This window comes from Exiguobacterium undae DSM 14481, assembly GCF_000620805.1.
Lineage (GTDB): Bacteria > Bacillota > Bacilli > Exiguobacteriales > Exiguobacteriaceae > Exiguobacterium_A > Exiguobacterium_A undae.
On sequence record NZ_KK211187.1, the window covers coordinates 1,521,771 to 1,538,289 of the forward strand.

Genomic DNA, 16,519 nt, shown 5'->3' on the forward strand with positions numbered 1-16,519 from the left:
GGAAACATAGGACGGAAGGGAGTTTACAGCGTGCGCAGATGGTTATTCGTCATCCTTATCCTAGTATTGATCATCAGTGGATTGATTCTATATGATGGTCACCGGATTCAACAGACGCTCAGTGGACAGTCCGACGCGTCCCGCCTGTTAGCAAGCGAAAGCAAAACGTCGGATGAGAAGCAAACCGATGATCAAACGTGGTTTACCGAACAAGACGTCGTATCGAAACAACTGACGACATCAGGACCGGAACGCGTTGGTCAGTACCTTGCCGCAACAGAGGCTTCTGACAAAACAGTCATTGTCCTACCTGACGACACACCAAACCAGGCCTCCCTGTTTTCACTGATCCGCTTGTACCATGAACGATTTGGTTACCATGTCCTGCTTGTCGAACGACAAGACACGGAGGCACGGAACTCCGGTTGGTTGGACCGGTTGGATTTGATTGATTGGACAAACCAGCTGATTGCGGAAAATGGACCGGCGAGCCAAATTTTATATCACGGATTAGGTGTTGGAGGCGCGACGGCCTTGTTGGCTGCCGGAGAGACGGACGTCCCGAAACAGCTGAAAGTCGTCATCTCGGAAGGCGCTTACGCCCGCCTTGACGATTGGCTGGCGTTCCGTGCCAAAGAAGATCTCCCGTATCCCGCGGGTCCGTCACTGGCTGCTGCCAGTACGTTCAACAAATTCCGACAGGATTTCTTTTACGGGGATGTATCCGTCACGCGACAGACCTCACGCATCATGGTTCCGACCTTATTCATTCACGGGACGGACGATCAACGTGTCCCGTCGCGGATGGCTTATGAACTGTACCAAGCGAAACCCGGCATCAAACAGCTGTACCCGGTCCGGGGAGCAGGACACGACGACACGTCTTCCAAAGATCCCGAGAATTATGAAAAGCGGCTCCGGTTGTTTATTGAACCATTCGTCAAACCGCTATAAACCATAGAAACGAGAACGGCAGATGTTGCATCCGCCGTTCTCGTTTTTGTATTGACCTGATTTAAAACAGGATAAATATACTAGCTTCCGGTCGGTATGCTACGCTGTCTCTATTAACAAGAAACAGGCGCGCGTAGTGTGTTGTTTCGAAAGGAGCAAGCCATGACAGGAACTCAGTTGTCTTGGGTAGGAAATGAATCAGCGTTCGTCGATCAGATAGACATTCAAACCATCGGTCATGTCGCGGTCGGCCGGTTTGGCGGATGTAGTCGGGCGGGACAAACGAAAAATGAGGATGGATGTTTAATCTGGCTTGGTGACGATTGGGAATTCACGTTAGTGCTCGACGCCCACGATACAGCAGAGAGCGCCAGTGCAGTCGTGCGTCAAATGACACGGCATCAGCAGGAAATCGAACAAACGTTACATCAACCGGTCGAACGGGCATTTTCGTCACTGGAACAGCTGGTGCTCAGACTGTTGCAGGACGAAGCGTTTCGGACGACTTGCCGGAGCGTGCAAGGCGAGACGGCCTGTTTGTTTCTTGCGCGAAAAGGAAAATACTTGTGGTGGTTATCAGTCGGCGACGTGTTGGCATATCTGTTCCACCCGGACTTGAGCCGGCATCGTCAGTTCAAACTGAACGAACGTCAATTTTTTGAATGGATCGGGCGGGTCAACACGTTTGAGTTACCGGTTCCGTGTTACACGCGCGGCGTCCGGGAGTTACGGCGCGGCCTCAACCGTATCCTGATGACGACGGATGGTCTGGTCGAATGTCCCGGAACACCATTCGAAGATCCGGAGACGATGGCGATGCTGTTTGCGGAACAACCCGAAACGGCAGCACTTGCTACGCTGCTTGAAACGATTGAACGACACGATGTCCGGGACAGTACAACGATTGTGACCTGGACGGTGACGGTGGAAGAAACGGTTACAATGCCGGGCAACGCAAAATAAAAGCATGACCCGTATTTCCGTCGCTGGTGGAAAGGGGGTCATGCTTTTATTCAGTTGGTTCCATCGGAGACTCGGTGGCAGCGGTTTGTTCTGTCGGAACGATGTCTGTCTCCGGTGTTTCCTCCGCATCGGTCGACGGCAACACGATGCCGACGCTCGCCATGACGGCAAGTAAAGTGGTATTCGTTAAAGTTTGACGCATCTGTTTCCCTCCACATTCTAAAGATAAAGTGATCTTTCTCACTATTCTGAATATTCTTGGCGGATTCGTCAAGTAATCGCCATCTTCCTTAGAAGTATTTTTCCCGTTAAACCGTTATACTTAAACATGAAAAAGGGGGATCTCGCTTGAAACTAACTAAAGCCAACACACGTATTTTCGAGTCGTTGTTACCACGACTCAACCTGAATGTCGAAGAACCGGAGCGGACAGAAATCGAACACCGTCTCCAAGCCGATTTGTACGAAGCACAACGGTCGCAAAAGCCGTTCGAAACGGTGCACGGACAATCGCCGGAGGAACGGCTCGATCAAATGATTGCCGAAATTCCGGAACGCCGCCGCGTTGAGACGCAAAAACGGTGGACCCGCAACTATGTCTCGACGATTCTGATGTTCATCTTCATCGAAGGAATCGACGGCATTTTTCAATTTGCGTTAGCCGACTACATCCTCTTTTCCATCATCGCATTATTTTTAATCGATGCAATGTCGATCTTAATCACGTCACCGAAAATCCGTCTCGTCAAAAAGCGGGTCTGGGCACAATTCCTTATCAGCTTCATGCTGTTCGCGACGTATAAAGCTGTCCTGATTACGTTCGTTCCGAATCCGGACGTCTTGATTCAAGTCAGTGGAACGGCTTCGTATGTGATTGGAATCGCCGGACTGGTCGGACTGTACATTTACTGGTCGAAGAATCCGCTTCGTAAACGGGCCTAATCAGCAAGGAGGGAAAAACATGGAATTCACGCACTGGAAAAGACGTATGCAAGACCATTTTGAACGAATGGGATTTGATTTACGGATTGAACGACTGGCGATGCAGGATATGCTGAAGCTCGAGGCGACACACGGAGCGTTCCTGTTTTTCCCGATCACGATCACTTTATATGAACGAATGGGTTGGCAAATGGTGGCGATTGAATCGCACCATCCGGAAGAAGTCGACGATGTGTTTGCGGAAGCACAAGTCCAATCGTTGTTCCAGATGACGATGATGACCTTCGAAGAAGAAGAACGCGAATTCATCTTGGGTTTTTACAGCAATACCGGGCGTTACTTAACGGACCAGGTCTCTTCGACCGGTCAACTGATCCGCGTCATCGAAGAGGAATGGAACGATGGAGAAGTCTTACGGATTTCGACGTTTGAGTCGTTTCCAGGCTTGTTCGTCGCTCCGGCATTTGCACATCAGACCTATGCCTTTGCACCGGACGGGGATGACTGGCAGGTCTTGGTCGGTCGGACCGGTCGGCCAGCCAGTGATTACCGCTTTGACGGGCACGTGTTGAGCGCGCACCGCGTGCCGGAAGGGGAACTGTTTACACCGGTTCCGATCCGCGTCCCGATTCATCAGTTTGAGAATGTACGCCAGCAACTACAGAACGAACAGGTCGAGATCGAGACCTTTTTACAACAGGCGATGGAAACGATCCGTCAATACGATCCGTCATTCGGGTTTGCCTGGCGGGCGACGGTCACGTTCTTCCACGGAATCCCGGTCAATCCGTTTGCGCAACGCTTGTGGCTCGAAGAAGGGCAGAAGCGCTTTCGTGTCATGCAACAAGGATCCCGGCGGATTTTGGCCATCGGTGCCACGTCCGGCGAGACGATTCAGTTGCTTGATCAAGCGGTCGGTGCCGGTGAGCCGGACGGGACACCCGTCAGTGCCGTGGGACAGCTTCTGTTAGGAATTTGGCAACAATTCGAGTCCGATGAAGCGACCTATTTGACCGCGGTCGACTGTGAAGGCATTTCACGCCAACAAGTCGAAAACCGGATTCGTCACAGCCTGGCACGCCGTGAACCCATCGAATGGATCGACCGGGCACAAAACGGGAACGACAGCTGCCGCTTCGGTGGTCTGACGCTTACCTTTCCGCACCGCCCGCCCGGAGTCGTCCAGATCAGACGAACCGATGAATCAGCTGCTGGAGCAGAGCAAACCGATACACCATGATACACACCCGAAAAAGCGACTGTCGTCTCTCGATTTACGGAGAGAGGACAGTCGCTTTTTTTACTCCGAAAATGGCTGACCGAGTCCGAGGGAGGCAATCAACTTCCTGATCCGTTCTTCCGACTGCTTGGGGGTCAAAATTAACAACTGATCTCCGCCGATCAGCCGGGTTTGTCCCCGTGGGGTGATGATGGCATCGTTTCGGATCACCGCGACGACCAACAAGTCTTGCGGCATCTCAATTTCTTGCAGGGTTTTCCCGTCGATGCGGCAAAATGACGGAACACTGACTTCGACAATCTCGGCGTTCGGATTGGCGACGGTCATGAACTGAATCAAAGGTTCAACATCAATCCGCGGTTTGACATCGAGCTTCATCAATTTGACGATCCACGGCAAGGCCGTCCCCTGCAACAGAGCGGATGTCATGACTGTAAAGAAGACGATGTTGAACAACAGGTTCGCTTCCGGCAAACCGCTGGATAACGGATAGGTCGCCAAGATGATCGGAACGGCGCCGCGTAATCCGGCTGCCGTGATGACACTTTGTTCCCGGATATTGTAGGGAAACGGCAGTAAGGACAAAAAGACGGCAAGCGGTCGGGCGATCAGCACCAGCGTCAGGACGATGACAGCGGAGACGAGTAGCGTTTGTGGATCAAGCAACTGTTTCGGGAAGACAAGCAGACCGAGCATGATGAACATCCCGACTTCCGCCAAATGGGACAAACTGCCGCTGAAACGGACAAGGATGTCCCGGTAAATCAAATCGTGATTGCTGAGCCAAATGCCTGTCACATACACAGCGAGGAATCCACTGGCGTGCAGACTCGTCGCCACGCCGTAGGAGAGAAGGGCGCCGCTGATCAACAGCGTCGGATAGAGGGCGGAAGATTGAAGCTGAATCCGGTTCATCAATGTCGTCAAGCCCCAACCGATCACAAGCCCAATCAGAAGGCCAAGCCCCATCTCATAAAGCAACGCCACGATTCCCTGACCGATCGAAAATGCGGCCGGACTGAGGGCGAACTCCGTAAAAAGGATCGTCAGGAAGACGGCCATCGGATCGTTGGTTCCGGATTCCGCTTCCAGCGTGTGTTTGACCTTCTGATCAATCGATTGTCCGTTGAGCAATGAAAAGACGGCTGCCGCATCCGTCGAACCAACCAGTGCTCCGATCAACAACGCAATCGGCCAACTGAAATCAAGCAGGTAGTGTGCGACGACGGCAATCAATCCGGTCGTCACGAGGACGCCGATGGTCGCGAGCGATAATGCCGCCGGTAACACCGGTTTAAAGTTCTTCCATCTGGTGTTGAGTCCGCCGTCAAACAAGATGATGACCAGAGCGATCGTCCCAAACAGCCGTGCTTGTTCAAAATCGGCAAAATCAATCCATCCCGTGACATCGGTTCCGGCGAGGATCCCGACAAAAACAAACAAAATCAAAGTCGGGACATTCAGACGAACGGCAAATTTCGTCGTGATGATGGCGAGTAACAGTAAGATGCCGGCAAGTAACAGGACGGTTGCTTCGTTCACATGCACTCACTCCCTTTGATGAAAGGTATCTTTTCTTTAGTATACGCCATTCTCTTGCACCGATTCGGAAAAATAGTTTTCAAGAACATGTGTATAAATCCGAAAAAAAAGGAAAACAGGTAGCATATGGTATTATCGATCCGAAAAGAGGAGGCAGTTCCATGAATATTTGTGTGGTTACAGGAGCAAATTCCGGTATGGGCATGGTCACGATTCAAGAATTACTCGAACGCGGGGACCGGGTCATCGCAACCGTCCGCTCAGCCAAGAAGGCGACGTTACTCGTTCAATTGTTGCGTGAGCATGGGGTCTCCCATACGAATCTGGAGGTTGAGATCGTCCAACTGGATCAACTGGACTCGGTCCGGCAATTTGCGGATCTGCTATTTGATCGGATCGGTCGCATCGACCGGCTGATTCTGAACGCCGGTGTCATGGTCCCACCGTACCACCGGACGAAGGATGGGTTCGAGTCTCAGTTCCAAGTCAATTACCTCAGCCACTTTTATTTGATTGAACGGTTGCTCCCGCTTCTGGAACAAGGACAAGACCCCCGCGTCATCTCGATTTCGTCACTTGCCGGTGAAGGCGGGTTGATCCGGACGGACATCGAACTCGAGGCGATGGCGCATGTCAAAAAAGAACAATACAATCCGATGCGGTCATACCGGGAATCAAAATTGTTGCAGATGGTGCACATGCGTGAACTGGCGGAACAATACGGAGACCGGGTGACGTTCGTCAGTGTCCACCCGGGCATCGTCAATACGGACTTATTCTATCGCGGAAAATACGGCAAGGTGCTCAAAACCGTCTTAAAGCCAATTGCTCAAATCGGGTATTGGACCGGAAAACTGTATACGCCGGAATACGGAGCCAAAACGGCGTTGTACCTTGCAACGACGGAAGATCGTCTTGAAAACGGAGGGTATTATGCGGATTCGGCACCGCGTCTCAGTAATCCGGTCGTCGAAGACGAGACCTACCGCCAACAAGCGCGGCATCTCTCGAAACAATGGGTCGGGTTAACGTAACCAAAAGAAGGTCTACCGACTCGTGGGAAGTCGGTAGACCTATGTTGTGCAGACTGGGGGTCTGATCACGCTCTTAGCATACAATATAGGAGTATATAATTTTGAAATATGAAAAAAATCACAAATTGATGCTGTTTTTTAAAATTTCCATGTAGTTTGTGCAAATCGGTTTTCTTCTGCGCTCATTTTCGTTAGGATGAAGAAGAATTTTTTTTCAGGAGGACTACTATGATTCGACAAGCTACAACACAAGATGTAAAACAGATTGCGGCACTTCTCAGACATAAGGCCGAATTATTACAAGCAGGCGGAAGCGAACAATGGTCCGCGTATCTGCAGGCAGATCTGGACGCGCTCGTCGCAGCAGATCTTTCAGCAGGACGTTTGTACGTGTACGAACGGGACAGCCGGCTTCTTGGTTCGATTGCGCTGTTGCCTTCACTCGACTGGGACAAAGCCTTATGGGATGATGCGGAAGGTTTGTACATCCACCGGATTGTCGTCAGTGAATCGGCAAAAGGGTTGGGTGTCGGAAAACAGCTGATCCAGCATGTCATCGCTGTCGCGACGGCTGAACAGGAACGTCTGCGGCTGGATTGCGTCGCGACGAATTCATTTTTAAATACGTATTATCCGTCCTTCGGATTTGAAAGCCGGGGAATTCGTGACGGTTTTTCGACATATGAGTATCCGGTCGCCGTCCTTTCGCACTGAGACCCCCTTTAGTCAGGACAAGTGACGTGTGCTTTGGTATGGTTAGTAAAAAGAATGATTCGAGGAGTGATCAGATGCGTCTTCAGATTGGTTTCATCGGTTTTGGAAAAAGTACGACCCGTTATCATCTACCCTACGTCATGATTGAGGAAAATTTTGATGTGACGTGGATTTACAATCGAAAAGCAAAACCTGATCTCGAAAAAACGTATGCTGATCAGTTACCCGATGTCCGCTTTACGACGGATCTCGACGCGATGCTGCGGGATCCGGAGCTGCAAGTCGTCGTCATCAATACACCACCCGCCACGCATTTCGCCTATGCGCTGCAAGCGTTGCAACACGGAAAACACGTTTTGGTCGAAAAACCGTTTACGGTGACGGAGCAGGAGACGACGCAGTTGTTCGAAGTCGCCAAGCAACAGGGAGTTAAACTGCTGGCCTATCAAAACCGGCGTTTTGACAGTGATTTTCAAGTCGTCGAGCAAGTCATCCGGTCCGGTAAACTGGGACGCCTCGTCGAGGTTGTCTCGCATTTTGATCTCTATCGCCCGGAAGCGGCGCCGGCCATCGCGACAAACGAGAATGGCGCGTTGTACGGTCTCGGTGTCCATACGATGGATCAGATTGTCGCCTTGTTCGGCAAACCGGACCAAGTCGGGTACGACATCCGTTCGGTCCGCTTAGCCGGGAATCCGGATGATACGTTTGCGCTTGATTTTTATTATCCGGAACTCAAGGTCAGTGTCCGGACGAGTCATGTCGCCTTAGCCGGTGCGCCGCGTTGGATGTTGCACGGGACAAACGGTACGTTCATCAAACAACACGTCGACCGGCAAGAGCTCGATCTGAAGGCGAATTACTTCCCGGGAGAAGAAGGCTTCGGAGAAGATTCGGAAGATGATTACGGGCGACTGTTGTATCATGATGACCACGGTCACTTGCAGGACGTCCGGATTCCGAGTCCGGTCGGTGATTACGGGAAGCTGTATCGGGCCTTTTACGACAGTATCGTCCACGATAAACCTTTACCTGTCACCGAAGAAGAGACAAAACTCGTCGCACATTTGATGGAACAAGGTTTCTCCCAACCGTCTCCGTTCATTTTGAATGTTAAAAAATGAATTTTTTTCGATATCAATATAATTACATCTCAGCAATCTGCCTAGGCAGAGCTGAGATTTTTTGTTATAAAGGAAAAGATATCACAATTTTTCAGAATTTTCTTATGGAATGTTGATTAATATTTCAAAAAGATGGGAAAAACTGTGTATATTACATCCAAAGGGGGTTTATCATGAAAAAATTCATTTCGTCCTTCATCATTGCGGGGGTGTTGATCGGCTTGTTTAGTCCGTCGCTCATCGCAGAAGCCGCCACGAAGTTGACCGTCACGACCGATGTGTTGCGTGTTCGTGAAAAGCCGTCGACGACGAGCAAGATTCTCGGAAACATCACGAAAGGTGCCGTCTATACGTCGAATGGCACATCCGGCAGTTGGTACAAGATCACGTATAAATCACGGACCGGTTACATACACAAGGACTACGTCCGAACGTCGACGACCTCGAAATATACGTCGACCGGTGCCCGTTACACGACGGTTGGCACGTTGAACGTCAGAACAGGTCCGAGTACAACGTCTAAATCCGTCACACAGTTAAACAAAGGGGTCAAGGTCGCGTCATACGGCACCTCCGGCAGTTGGACCCGTATTTTGTACAACGGGAGCTACCGTTATGTCTCGACACAATACTTGACGAAGACTGCTCCAAGCAGTTCGTCGAAACAGTTAAGCGTACCGTATTACAATCAGTACTCATTGGGTTATCCATCCGGTTGTGAATTCGTTTCGTTGAAGATGGCACTCGAGTACAAGAAGAAAGCGGTCTCTGCTGCTTCGCTGTACAATCAAATGCCAAAAAGCATGAAAAATGCCACATACAAAAACGGGAAATACTACTGGGCGGATCCGGAAAAGATGTTTACGGGAAACCCGGCCGGAACCCTCGATTACTACAAAAACTGGGGCATTTACCCGAAAGGCATCCTGCCGCTCGCGAAAAAATATCGGAGCGGGGCAGCCGATATCTCAAAACAAGGGGTCAGTAAGATCGAAAGTGAAATCCGCAGCGGAAATCCGGTCATTGTTTGGGCGACGGTTGATTTTAAAAATCCATATGGTTACTTCTCATGGATCAAACCGGATGGCAAAACGTTTACAGGATACCGCAACTACCACGTCATGCTCGTGACGGGTGTCTCAAGCAGCTCGTTTACGGTGTCCGATCCATACCGTGGAAAATATACGGTCAGCCGGTCACAATTTACATCTGTCTACAATACGACAGGACAATATGCCTTATCTGTCCGTTAATCTGTCTGCCGGTGAAGCTTTCCGCTTCACCGGTTTTTTTTTATTAGACTCCGTAAGCATAAAGCGATGACCGCGTTACGGATTTTAAAGAAATGGGAATTGATTAAAAGACAAGTAAAATAATAACAAGCCCTATGTTTTTATCCAGCAAGTCATCCAGAAAGGACCGGTGAGAAGATGGATGAAACACGTTTGGAACAGCTTGAGCAAGAAGTCGCACAGTTAAAGGCACGACTCGATCGTTTGGAACAACAACCGGTGGCAGACACGAAAGTTGAACCGGTTTCTTCTGTCGCCCGACCAGCCGTCCGTCCGGCATTCGTCAAAAAGCAACGGACGCCTGTCGTCAAGAAGGCCCGGACACGGGACGAGTGGGAAAACGTTTTGGCAACGGTCTGGTTACCGCGGATCGGGGCGATTTTTGCGGCAATCGGCGCGATTTTCCTGTTTTCATACGCTTCCATGGCCGGTTTGATCAGTCCGGCAGTCCGGATCGGAAGCGGAGTCATCATCGGCTTACTCGTCATGGCACTTGGTGAGTTTCAGTATGAGAAGAAACGGCGGGAGCTCGGTGTCGGGCTTGTCGCAACAGGAACGATTGTTTCCTTGTCCGCGTTATTCGCCGGTATGGCCTTATATGAATTTTATCCGCCGCTGTTGGCCTTTTTACTCGAAATCGTTGTACTTGCCATTGCCTACGGATTAATGTTGTGGATGCGGTCAACGGCGTTATTGATTCTGGTCTCGGTTACCGGATTTTTGTTACCGTTCCTTCAATTATCCGATGAACCGAACGTCTTCTTGTTTTTGTTGTATGAAGTTCTCTTGTTTACGGCAGTATGTATTGCCGTCTTACGTTTAAAGTCGACGAAAGCCTACCCGGTGGCAGCCGGAATCTTTTTCCTGGCGTTGATTTTCGGCAGTCTCACTGTCAATTTTGAGACACGCCCTCTGATGGACGAAATTACCTTACTGTGTGCTTCCTTGATGGCATACCTCGGAACGGCATATGTCGGGTCCCGTCTCCCGGTAACCTACAATTATCCGAGCTGGCTGGCGGGCGGGTTCGTCCTGCTCAGCCTGTCCGTAGTCGACTGGTCGTTTGTTTACGGACTCGCGGTTCTGTTTGCACTACTCGCTTACGTCGTCGCGAATCAAACGAAGGATGCTTGGCAAAATGGTGTCGGTCATATCACCTTGTTGTTTGCGATTTCGCAATTACCGGTCGACACCCTCAGTTTAGGCGATCAGTTCCGGACCGTCTTCTATGCGCTTGTAGTCGTCGGATTGTGGTTCGTCGAGCGGCAGCAAGTACCGTACCAGCGATTCTTCGGCATCGCTGTGTACCTGATGCTTATGTTGTATACGATTGGAAACTATGAAGCATATCGACTGAACGGTCAATCGTATGCCGTATCTGTATTGGGTCTGACTCTCGCGACAGCGGCCTTCATCCTGTTACTCGTCCGGACGCACGGGGAAGCAATCTGGCGGAAGTATTGGCAGGTCGTCTTATTTTTTGCAGCGGTTGGTGTCTTCGTGACCTATACGTTGATCGTGATGGAACTGCCGTTTTATGCGGACCTCGACCAGACGGACCGCAGTACAACCTTATCCGTCGCCTATATCCTGCTCTCCTTTGTTTTGGTGGCGATCGGCCGCTGGCGCGGAACGGCTGCTTGGCGCTTGTCAGGCCTTCTGTTGCTGTCGGTCAGTGCCGTCAAATTATTGTTGTTTGATTTATCGTTCTTGTCGTTGATTCAAAAAGCGTTTGTCTTCATTGGATTCGGTATCGTGGCATTTGTCATTTCACGCACGTATTTCAAAAAGCGCCGCTCCTGAACAGTGTTCTTCCTTTTCCGTCAGACGGTAACATCTGGCGGGGGAGGATTTTTTTATGAGAACATATTGATAACGATTATCATTATCGACTATACTGATTGATGAACTTACTTAATTATCAGGGGGAACCATCCATGCGACATACAAAATCACTCACCATCGGACTGTTATCGATGACGACACTATTGGCAGCGTGTTCGGAACAACCGGCGGCAACGAAGCCAGCAGAAACGAAACCGGATCCATTCGAACAAGTCGTCGCTGATTACCGGACGTATGCCATCGCGGAACTCGATCAGTTCACGAAAAAGACGGAAGCGTTCACGACAGCGGTCAAGGAGGGAGACCTCGATCAGGCTAAAGCACTGTATGCGCCGGCCCGGATGCATTATGAGCGGGCAGAACCGATTGCTGAGGTGTTCGGCGACCTTGATCCGAAGATCGATGCCCGTGAAGGGGACGTCAAGGAATCGGAGTGGGGCGGATACCACCGGATCGAACAAGGCTTGTTTGAGAAAGGGACGACGAAAGGATACGAAAATTATGCGACACAATTGATGGAAGACGTTCACCTTCTCCGGGCGAAAGTCGAGACGGTTGACGTCACACCGGAACTGCTCGTCACCGGCGCAACGGATTTATTGAATGAAGTCTCGACTTCCAAAGTGACAGGTGAAGAAGACCGGTATTCCCATACGGATTTATATGACTTCGCGGCGAACGTCCAAGGTGCGGAAAAAATCTATCAGTTGCTCAACCCTGCGTTGAAGAAACAGGACGCGGTTCTGTCAAAAGAGATTGCGGCTCGTTTTGCTGATGTCAATGCGTTGCTGGAAGCCAAGAAATCCGGCGATGGATACGTTCTCTATACCGACTTATCGAAAACGGACGTCAACCAGTTGAGCCAGGCCATCAATGAGTTGGCGGAGCCGCTTTCGAAAATGGGCATCGTATTGGAGGGGTGAGTGATGACACGGACTGCATTAGAAGAAGGAGTCACACGTCGTGACGTGTTGAAGGTCGCCGGATTGACGGGTCTCGGCGCAGCATTGTATGCCAGCGGAATCGAACGGTTGTTGCCGCGTGCCTTGACGGCGCAAGCGACGGATCAGGTTCCGTTTTACGGGACGTACCAAGCAGGCATCCTGACTCCTGTGCAAAATCATATTCAATTGGTCGCTTTTGACGTGCAGACAGACCGGCGGGATGAACTGATCGATCTGTTACGCCGCTGGACACGCGCCTGTGCCCGGTTGGCGGCCAGTCTGTCGCTCGGCGAGTCGGACAGCCAATACGTGCCACCGGAAGATACAGGGGAAGCGGAAGGGCTCTCAGCGAGCCATCTGACGTTTACATTCGGCTGCGGTGCCAGCTTATTTGCCGGGGACCGTTTCGGAATCGCCCATAAACGTCCGGCTGCGTTACGTGACTTGCCGACCTTTGATTTGGACCAGTTGGATGACAAGTGGTCCGGCGGAGATTTGATTGTCCAGATTTGCGCCGATGATCAGCAGGTCGTCTTTCATGCCTTACGGAACTTGACCCGGATTGGACGCGGAATTGTCAAAATCCGCTGGACGCAAGCCGGTTTTCAACGGTCGAAAGCGGCGGATGCGACTGGCGGAACGCCGCGGAATTTGTTTGGTTTCAAAGACGGGACCGGTAATCCGGATCTGACGAAAGATAAAGTCCGAAACAAGCATCTGTTTTACCAGTGGCAGGACGGTTCCCCTTGGCTGACAAACGGGACGTTTCTGGTCGTTCGACGGATTCAGATGCATCTCGAGGTCTGGGACCGGACGATTTTAAAGGAGCAGGAACGGACTTTTGGACGAGAGCGGGCGTCCGGTGCGCCACTGGGTTCAACCAACGAGTTCGCCTCTGTCACACCGGACCAACGGACGTTACACGGAGAAACACAACTGCCGGCAGATTCGCACACGGCAGTGGCACACGGGACAAGCAAGGAACAGCTGCTACGCCGCTCCTATTCGTATCAAGCCGGGGTCAATGAAACGACCGGCGCTCTAGATGCCGGATTGTTGTTCGTTTCGTTCCAACGCTCACCGGATCAGTTCATCACGATCCAAAAACGACTGGCGGCGTCCGACCGGCTAAATGAATACATCACCCACCGCGGCAGTGCCTTGTTTGCTTGTTTTGGCGGGATTCAAAAAGGAGGGTACATCGGCGATGCGTTATTTGCTTAACGTTCTGCTCGTCCTGTTGTGTCTGTTCGGAACGATGCCGCTTGTTCAAGCGGATTCGCAGACCGACGCCTTATATGTATCGATCGGACAAGCAATTGCCGCTGTCCAGGCAAACGACCGGCCGGCGCTTGAGACGGCGGTCGCTCGGCTTGCGCAACAAGTCGAGCAGCTTAAAACATCGGATGAAAAAACGGTAATCCAAAAGGAACTGACGCGTCTACAGGATCAACAGGATGAGCCATTTTCCAAAATTAGTCCTGCCTTGACCCGGTTGTCGACGGCTGTCCGTGCCTTGGAAAAAACAGCAACGAAGACGGATCCGGCAGCGAAACAACGTCTCAACGCATTGTTTTTGCAGACCGACCAACTGCGTGAGGCAAAAACAGCCGCCGAACGGCAACAACTCCAGTCGAAATTGCTCGCAGCATGGACCGATCGGGAGACGATTGTCCGGGAAACGAGTATCGGACATTACGGACAGGTCGAGATGGGGCTGTCCGCCATTCGGATTGCCCTTGCGCGTGAACCGTTTGACGAAACCGAATTCAACGGTGCGCTTGATCAGTTTGATCAAAGTATCCAGTCATTTCTCGACGGGGATGCCGTCAAAGACGTCGAAAAGACGGGACTGCCGGCACTAACGACCTTACTGAAGCAGGCGGACCGGTCACTTGACCAAGGCGACATCAAGGCGGCGAAACAGTCGTTGACGACCTTCATCACACGTTGGCCGAGCGGAGAAGGGGAAGTTCGGACACGCAGCAATGCCCTCTATACAACAATTGAATCGGACATCCCGGTCTTATTGTCGCGCATAAGTGCAGAGACACGCGTCTCCACTCAGGACGAACTCCGTCCAATCATCGCTTCGTTACAAGTGTTGGAGCAAAAGACGACCTATACGTTCGTCGACGCGATGCTCGTCATGTTACGCGAAGGACTGGAAGCCTTGTTGATCATCAGTGCCCTCGTTGCCTTCACCCGAAAAGCAGGCATCAAGGGGGAACGGTTGATTTGGAGCGGAGCGGTCGTCGGATTACTTGCCAGTGGCGGTCTTGCGCTCCTGATTCAATCGTTTTTTTCAACGGCACTCGCCGGTGTCGGACGGGAGCAGATTGAGGGATGGACCGGTCTTGTTGCCGTCTTGATGATGTTAGTCGTCGGTTCATGGCTGCATTCGAAGACGGTCCTGACGTCCCGGAAAGGCCAACTCGCGACAGCGTTTGTCGGACGTTCGTTGTTTGCCGTCAGTTTCTTGACGATTTTCCGGGAAGGAGCGGAGACTCTGCTGTTTTATGCGGGGATGGCTCCTGCGATGACACCACTCGCTTTGACGAGCGGCATTTTACTCGCGATCGGTCTGATCACCGTCGTGTCGGTCGCCGTGATTTATTTCGGTGTCCGTCTGCCGATTAACCGTCTGTTTTTGGCAGCGACAATCTTGATTTACGTCATGGCCTTTAAAATACTCGGTGCCAGCTTGCATGCTCTGCAATTGACGGGCAGTGTGTCGATGCATGTTCTCACATCCGTTCCGTCCGTGCCCTGGCTCGGGTTTTACCCGACGTATGAGACAATCCTCCCGCAGGCGGCCCTCGGCCTGTTTATTATTGTGACGGTGATTTGGAAACGGCAGTCGGCCGTGCGGTTACGACAAGCCGGTTAACTCATTTTTCGATTCATGTTTTATTCATTATGTTTCGGGAATAACTTTATATCGAGAGTAGATTGTTCGCTCGCATGAAGGAGAGGAAACAACATGATTGAAACACGAATCGTCCGTAACATGACAGCCGTTGACGCAGAAGTGACAAGTCTGAAATCAAGCGGTTATTCGAATAAACAAATTTACATTTTTGCAAAAGACGAAGAGTTAGCCGAACGAATCGCGAATGATACGCAGACACTCGCTTATCGGGTGACGAAAAAATCATTTTTCGAGACGCTGATGTCAACGGTCCGCAGCAACCGAAAAGACCGGATTGCCCAGTTATCGGAACTTGGGATGACGAAGGATGTCGCCGAAGATCTCGAGGATGAAGTTCGTCACGGTCGAATCGTCATCGTCGGGTCAAAATCTGATTTGCTCAATCCAGCGTTTGCTGCATCCTACGTCGTGGATGAAGCGACAGATTACGGCGCAGGTGTCCCGAAACTGGAAGAGGAAGAGACGACAACAACCCTACCGGCCGACCAGAACGTGAAATTAAAGGACGAATAAATTTCGTCAACTAAAAAAGGAGGACGCTGACGGCGTCTTCCTTTTTTAAATGGATTCCCGTATAGCAAGCAGACTGTCGAAAGTAATCCGGCGGTATAATCCCGTCGAGGTTTTAAGTTCAATTAAACCACGGGCATGAAACAGGGTGGTGACCGAGCCGGTTAAGGCGGTCGCGTTGCCATGCTGTAAGTAATCAATCGTCATCGTTCGACCAGTTCGAATCGCGTCTTCTAACATCCGCTGAAAAACAATCTTCGTTTGTGCCGTCGGTAAAACAGGATGCGTTTTGTACAAGTGTTCCAACTGCAGAATATGATTCCGGGTCGTACGTTGTCGCCACTTCCGCTCCGTTCGTTTTTTGGACTGTAACACGTCGCTCCACCTCCGATTGAATCGTTTGAATGTAGATGAACCATTGCATCAAAATATTCCCTGTTTATTTTGGAAATAAACACCGTTTACAGAGAAGCAGCTCCGATT

At 51.0% G+C, this 16,519-nt stretch carries 16 protein-coding genes; 13 read left to right on the forward strand and 3 right to left on the reverse strand.

The window, feature by feature from the left end; all coding sequences use genetic code 11:
* Positions 1-30 precede the first annotated feature (30 nt).
* Both P397_RS0108365 and P397_RS0108370 read left to right on the forward strand, forming a co-directional pair.
* Entirely contained in the window at positions 31-954 is a 924-nt protein-coding gene (locus P397_RS0108365) for an alpha/beta hydrolase (RefSeq protein ID WP_028106165.1), read from the forward strand.
* Positions 955-1,116: 162 nt separating this feature from the next.
* The gene (locus P397_RS0108370) at positions 1,117-1,917 is read left to right on the forward strand and encodes a protein phosphatase 2C domain-containing protein (protein WP_028106166.1); all 801 of its coding nucleotides are present in this window, start codon (positions 1,117-1,119) and stop codon (positions 1,915-1,917) included.
* A gap of 46 nt (positions 1,918-1,963) precedes the next feature.
* On the opposite strand, the gene P397_RS17975 is transcribed toward P397_RS0108370, so the two are convergent.
* On the reverse strand, positions 1,964-2,119 hold the full coding sequence (locus P397_RS17975) for a hypothetical protein (RefSeq protein WP_167331056.1): 156 nt from the start codon (positions 2,117-2,119) through the stop codon (positions 1,964-1,966).
* 146 nt (positions 2,120-2,265) lie between these two features.
* On the opposite strand from P397_RS17975, the gene P397_RS0108380 reads away from it, so the two are divergent.
* Positions 2,266-2,859, forward strand: coding sequence for a hypothetical protein (locus P397_RS0108380; RefSeq protein WP_028106167.1), 594 nt, complete (start codon positions 2,266-2,268; stop codon positions 2,857-2,859).
* A 19-nt stretch (positions 2,860-2,878) separates the two neighbouring features.
* On the forward strand, positions 2,879-4,099 hold the full coding sequence (locus tag P397_RS0108385; RefSeq protein WP_028106168.1) for a hypothetical protein: 1,221 nt from the start codon (positions 2,879-2,881) through the stop codon (positions 4,097-4,099).
* A gap of 60 nt (positions 4,100-4,159) precedes the next feature.
* Here the strand turns inward: P397_RS0108385 and P397_RS0108390 are convergent, their stop codons facing one another.
* Entirely contained in the window at positions 4,160-5,641 is a 1,482-nt protein-coding gene (locus tag P397_RS0108390; protein ID WP_028106169.1) for a potassium/proton antiporter, read from the reverse strand.
* 161 nt (positions 5,642-5,802) lie between these two features.
* On the opposite strand from P397_RS0108390, the gene P397_RS0108395 reads away from it, so the two are divergent.
* The 9 genes from P397_RS0108395 to P397_RS0108435 all read left to right on the forward strand — a co-directional run bounded on the left by P397_RS0108395 (position 5,803) and on the right by P397_RS0108435 (position 16,039).
* Positions 5,803-6,675, forward strand: coding sequence for an SDR family NAD(P)-dependent oxidoreductase (locus P397_RS0108395; RefSeq protein ID WP_028106170.1), 873 nt, complete (start codon positions 5,803-5,805; stop codon positions 6,673-6,675).
* Between the two features lie 228 nt (positions 6,676-6,903).
* The gene (locus tag P397_RS0108400) at positions 6,904-7,389 is read left to right on the forward strand and encodes a GNAT family N-acetyltransferase (RefSeq protein WP_028106171.1); all 486 of its coding nucleotides are present in this window, start codon (positions 6,904-6,906) and stop codon (positions 7,387-7,389) included.
* Between the two features lie 74 nt (positions 7,390-7,463).
* Positions 7,464-8,513, forward strand: a complete 1,050-nt coding sequence (locus P397_RS0108405; protein WP_028106172.1) for an oxidoreductase — start codon at positions 7,464-7,466, stop codon at positions 8,511-8,513.
* 173 nt (positions 8,514-8,686) lie between these two features.
* Positions 8,687-9,766, forward strand: a complete 1,080-nt coding sequence (locus tag P397_RS0108410) for a C39 family peptidase (protein WP_028106173.1) — start codon at positions 8,687-8,689, stop codon at positions 9,764-9,766.
* A gap of 177 nt (positions 9,767-9,943) precedes the next feature.
* A complete protein-coding gene (locus P397_RS0108415) occupies positions 9,944-11,608 on the forward strand; it encodes a DUF2339 domain-containing protein (protein WP_028106174.1) in 1,665 nt (554 codons plus the stop codon).
* A gap of 134 nt (positions 11,609-11,742) precedes the next feature.
* Positions 11,743-12,573 (forward strand): iron uptake system protein EfeO, encoded by an 831-nt coding sequence (gene efeO, locus P397_RS0108420; RefSeq protein WP_028106175.1) that lies wholly within the window; start codon positions 11,743-11,745, stop codon positions 12,571-12,573.
* 3 nt (positions 12,574-12,576) lie between these two features.
* Complete coding sequence (efeB, locus tag P397_RS0108425; RefSeq protein WP_028106176.1) at positions 12,577-13,818, forward strand: iron uptake transporter deferrochelatase/peroxidase subunit; 1,242 nt, start codon at positions 12,577-12,579, stop codon at positions 13,816-13,818.
* A complete protein-coding gene (locus tag P397_RS0108430) occupies positions 13,802-15,484 on the forward strand; it encodes an FTR1 family iron permease (protein ID WP_028106177.1) in 1,683 nt (560 codons plus the stop codon). Before efeB ends, P397_RS0108430 begins: the two co-directional genes overlap by 17 nt.
* A gap of 93 nt (positions 15,485-15,577) precedes the next feature.
* The gene (locus tag P397_RS0108435; RefSeq protein ID WP_028106178.1) at positions 15,578-16,039 is read left to right on the forward strand and encodes a general stress protein; all 462 of its coding nucleotides are present in this window, start codon (positions 15,578-15,580) and stop codon (positions 16,037-16,039) included.
* A 45-nt stretch (positions 16,040-16,084) separates the two neighbouring features.
* Here the strand turns inward: P397_RS0108435 and P397_RS0108440 are convergent, their stop codons facing one another.
* Positions 16,085-16,411, reverse strand: coding sequence for a hypothetical protein (locus tag P397_RS0108440; protein WP_026832864.1), 327 nt, complete (start codon positions 16,409-16,411; stop codon positions 16,085-16,087).
* Positions 16,412-16,519: the final 108 nt, after the last annotated feature.

Excerpts from the sequence above, each read along its gene's own strand:
- P397_RS0108405 (WP_028106172.1), top strand. The coding sequence starts at position 7,464 with ATGCGTCTTCAGATTGGTTTCATCGGTTTTGGAAAAAGTACGACCCGT.
- P397_RS0108415 (WP_028106174.1), top strand. The coding sequence starts at position 9,944 with ATGGATGAAACACGTTTGGAACAGCTTGAGCAAGAAGTCGCACAGTTA.
- P397_RS0108370 (WP_028106166.1), top strand. The coding sequence starts at position 1,117 with ATGACAGGAACTCAGTTGTCTTGGGTAGGAAATGAATCAGCGTTCGTC.
- P397_RS17975 (WP_167331056.1), bottom strand. The coding sequence starts at position 2,119 with ATGCGTCAAACTTTAACGAATACCACTTTACTTGCCGTCATGGCGAGC.
- efeB (WP_028106176.1), top strand. The coding sequence starts at position 12,577 with ATGACACGGACTGCATTAGAAGAAGGAGTCACACGTCGTGACGTGTTG.
- P397_RS0108430 (WP_028106177.1), top strand. The coding sequence starts at position 13,802 with ATGCGTTATTTGCTTAACGTTCTGCTCGTCCTGTTGTGTCTGTTCGGA.
- efeO (WP_028106175.1), top strand. The coding sequence starts at position 11,743 with ATGCGACATACAAAATCACTCACCATCGGACTGTTATCGATGACGACA.
- P397_RS0108400 (WP_028106171.1), top strand. The coding sequence starts at position 6,904 with ATGATTCGACAAGCTACAACACAAGATGTAAAACAGATTGCGGCACTT.
- P397_RS0108385 (WP_028106168.1), top strand. The coding sequence starts at position 2,879 with ATGGAATTCACGCACTGGAAAAGACGTATGCAAGACCATTTTGAACGA.
- P397_RS0108435 (WP_028106178.1), top strand. The coding sequence starts at position 15,578 with ATGATTGAAACACGAATCGTCCGTAACATGACAGCCGTTGACGCAGAA.
- P397_RS0108410 (WP_028106173.1), top strand. The coding sequence starts at position 8,687 with ATGAAAAAATTCATTTCGTCCTTCATCATTGCGGGGGTGTTGATCGGC.
- P397_RS0108395 (WP_028106170.1), top strand. The coding sequence starts at position 5,803 with ATGAATATTTGTGTGGTTACAGGAGCAAATTCCGGTATGGGCATGGTC.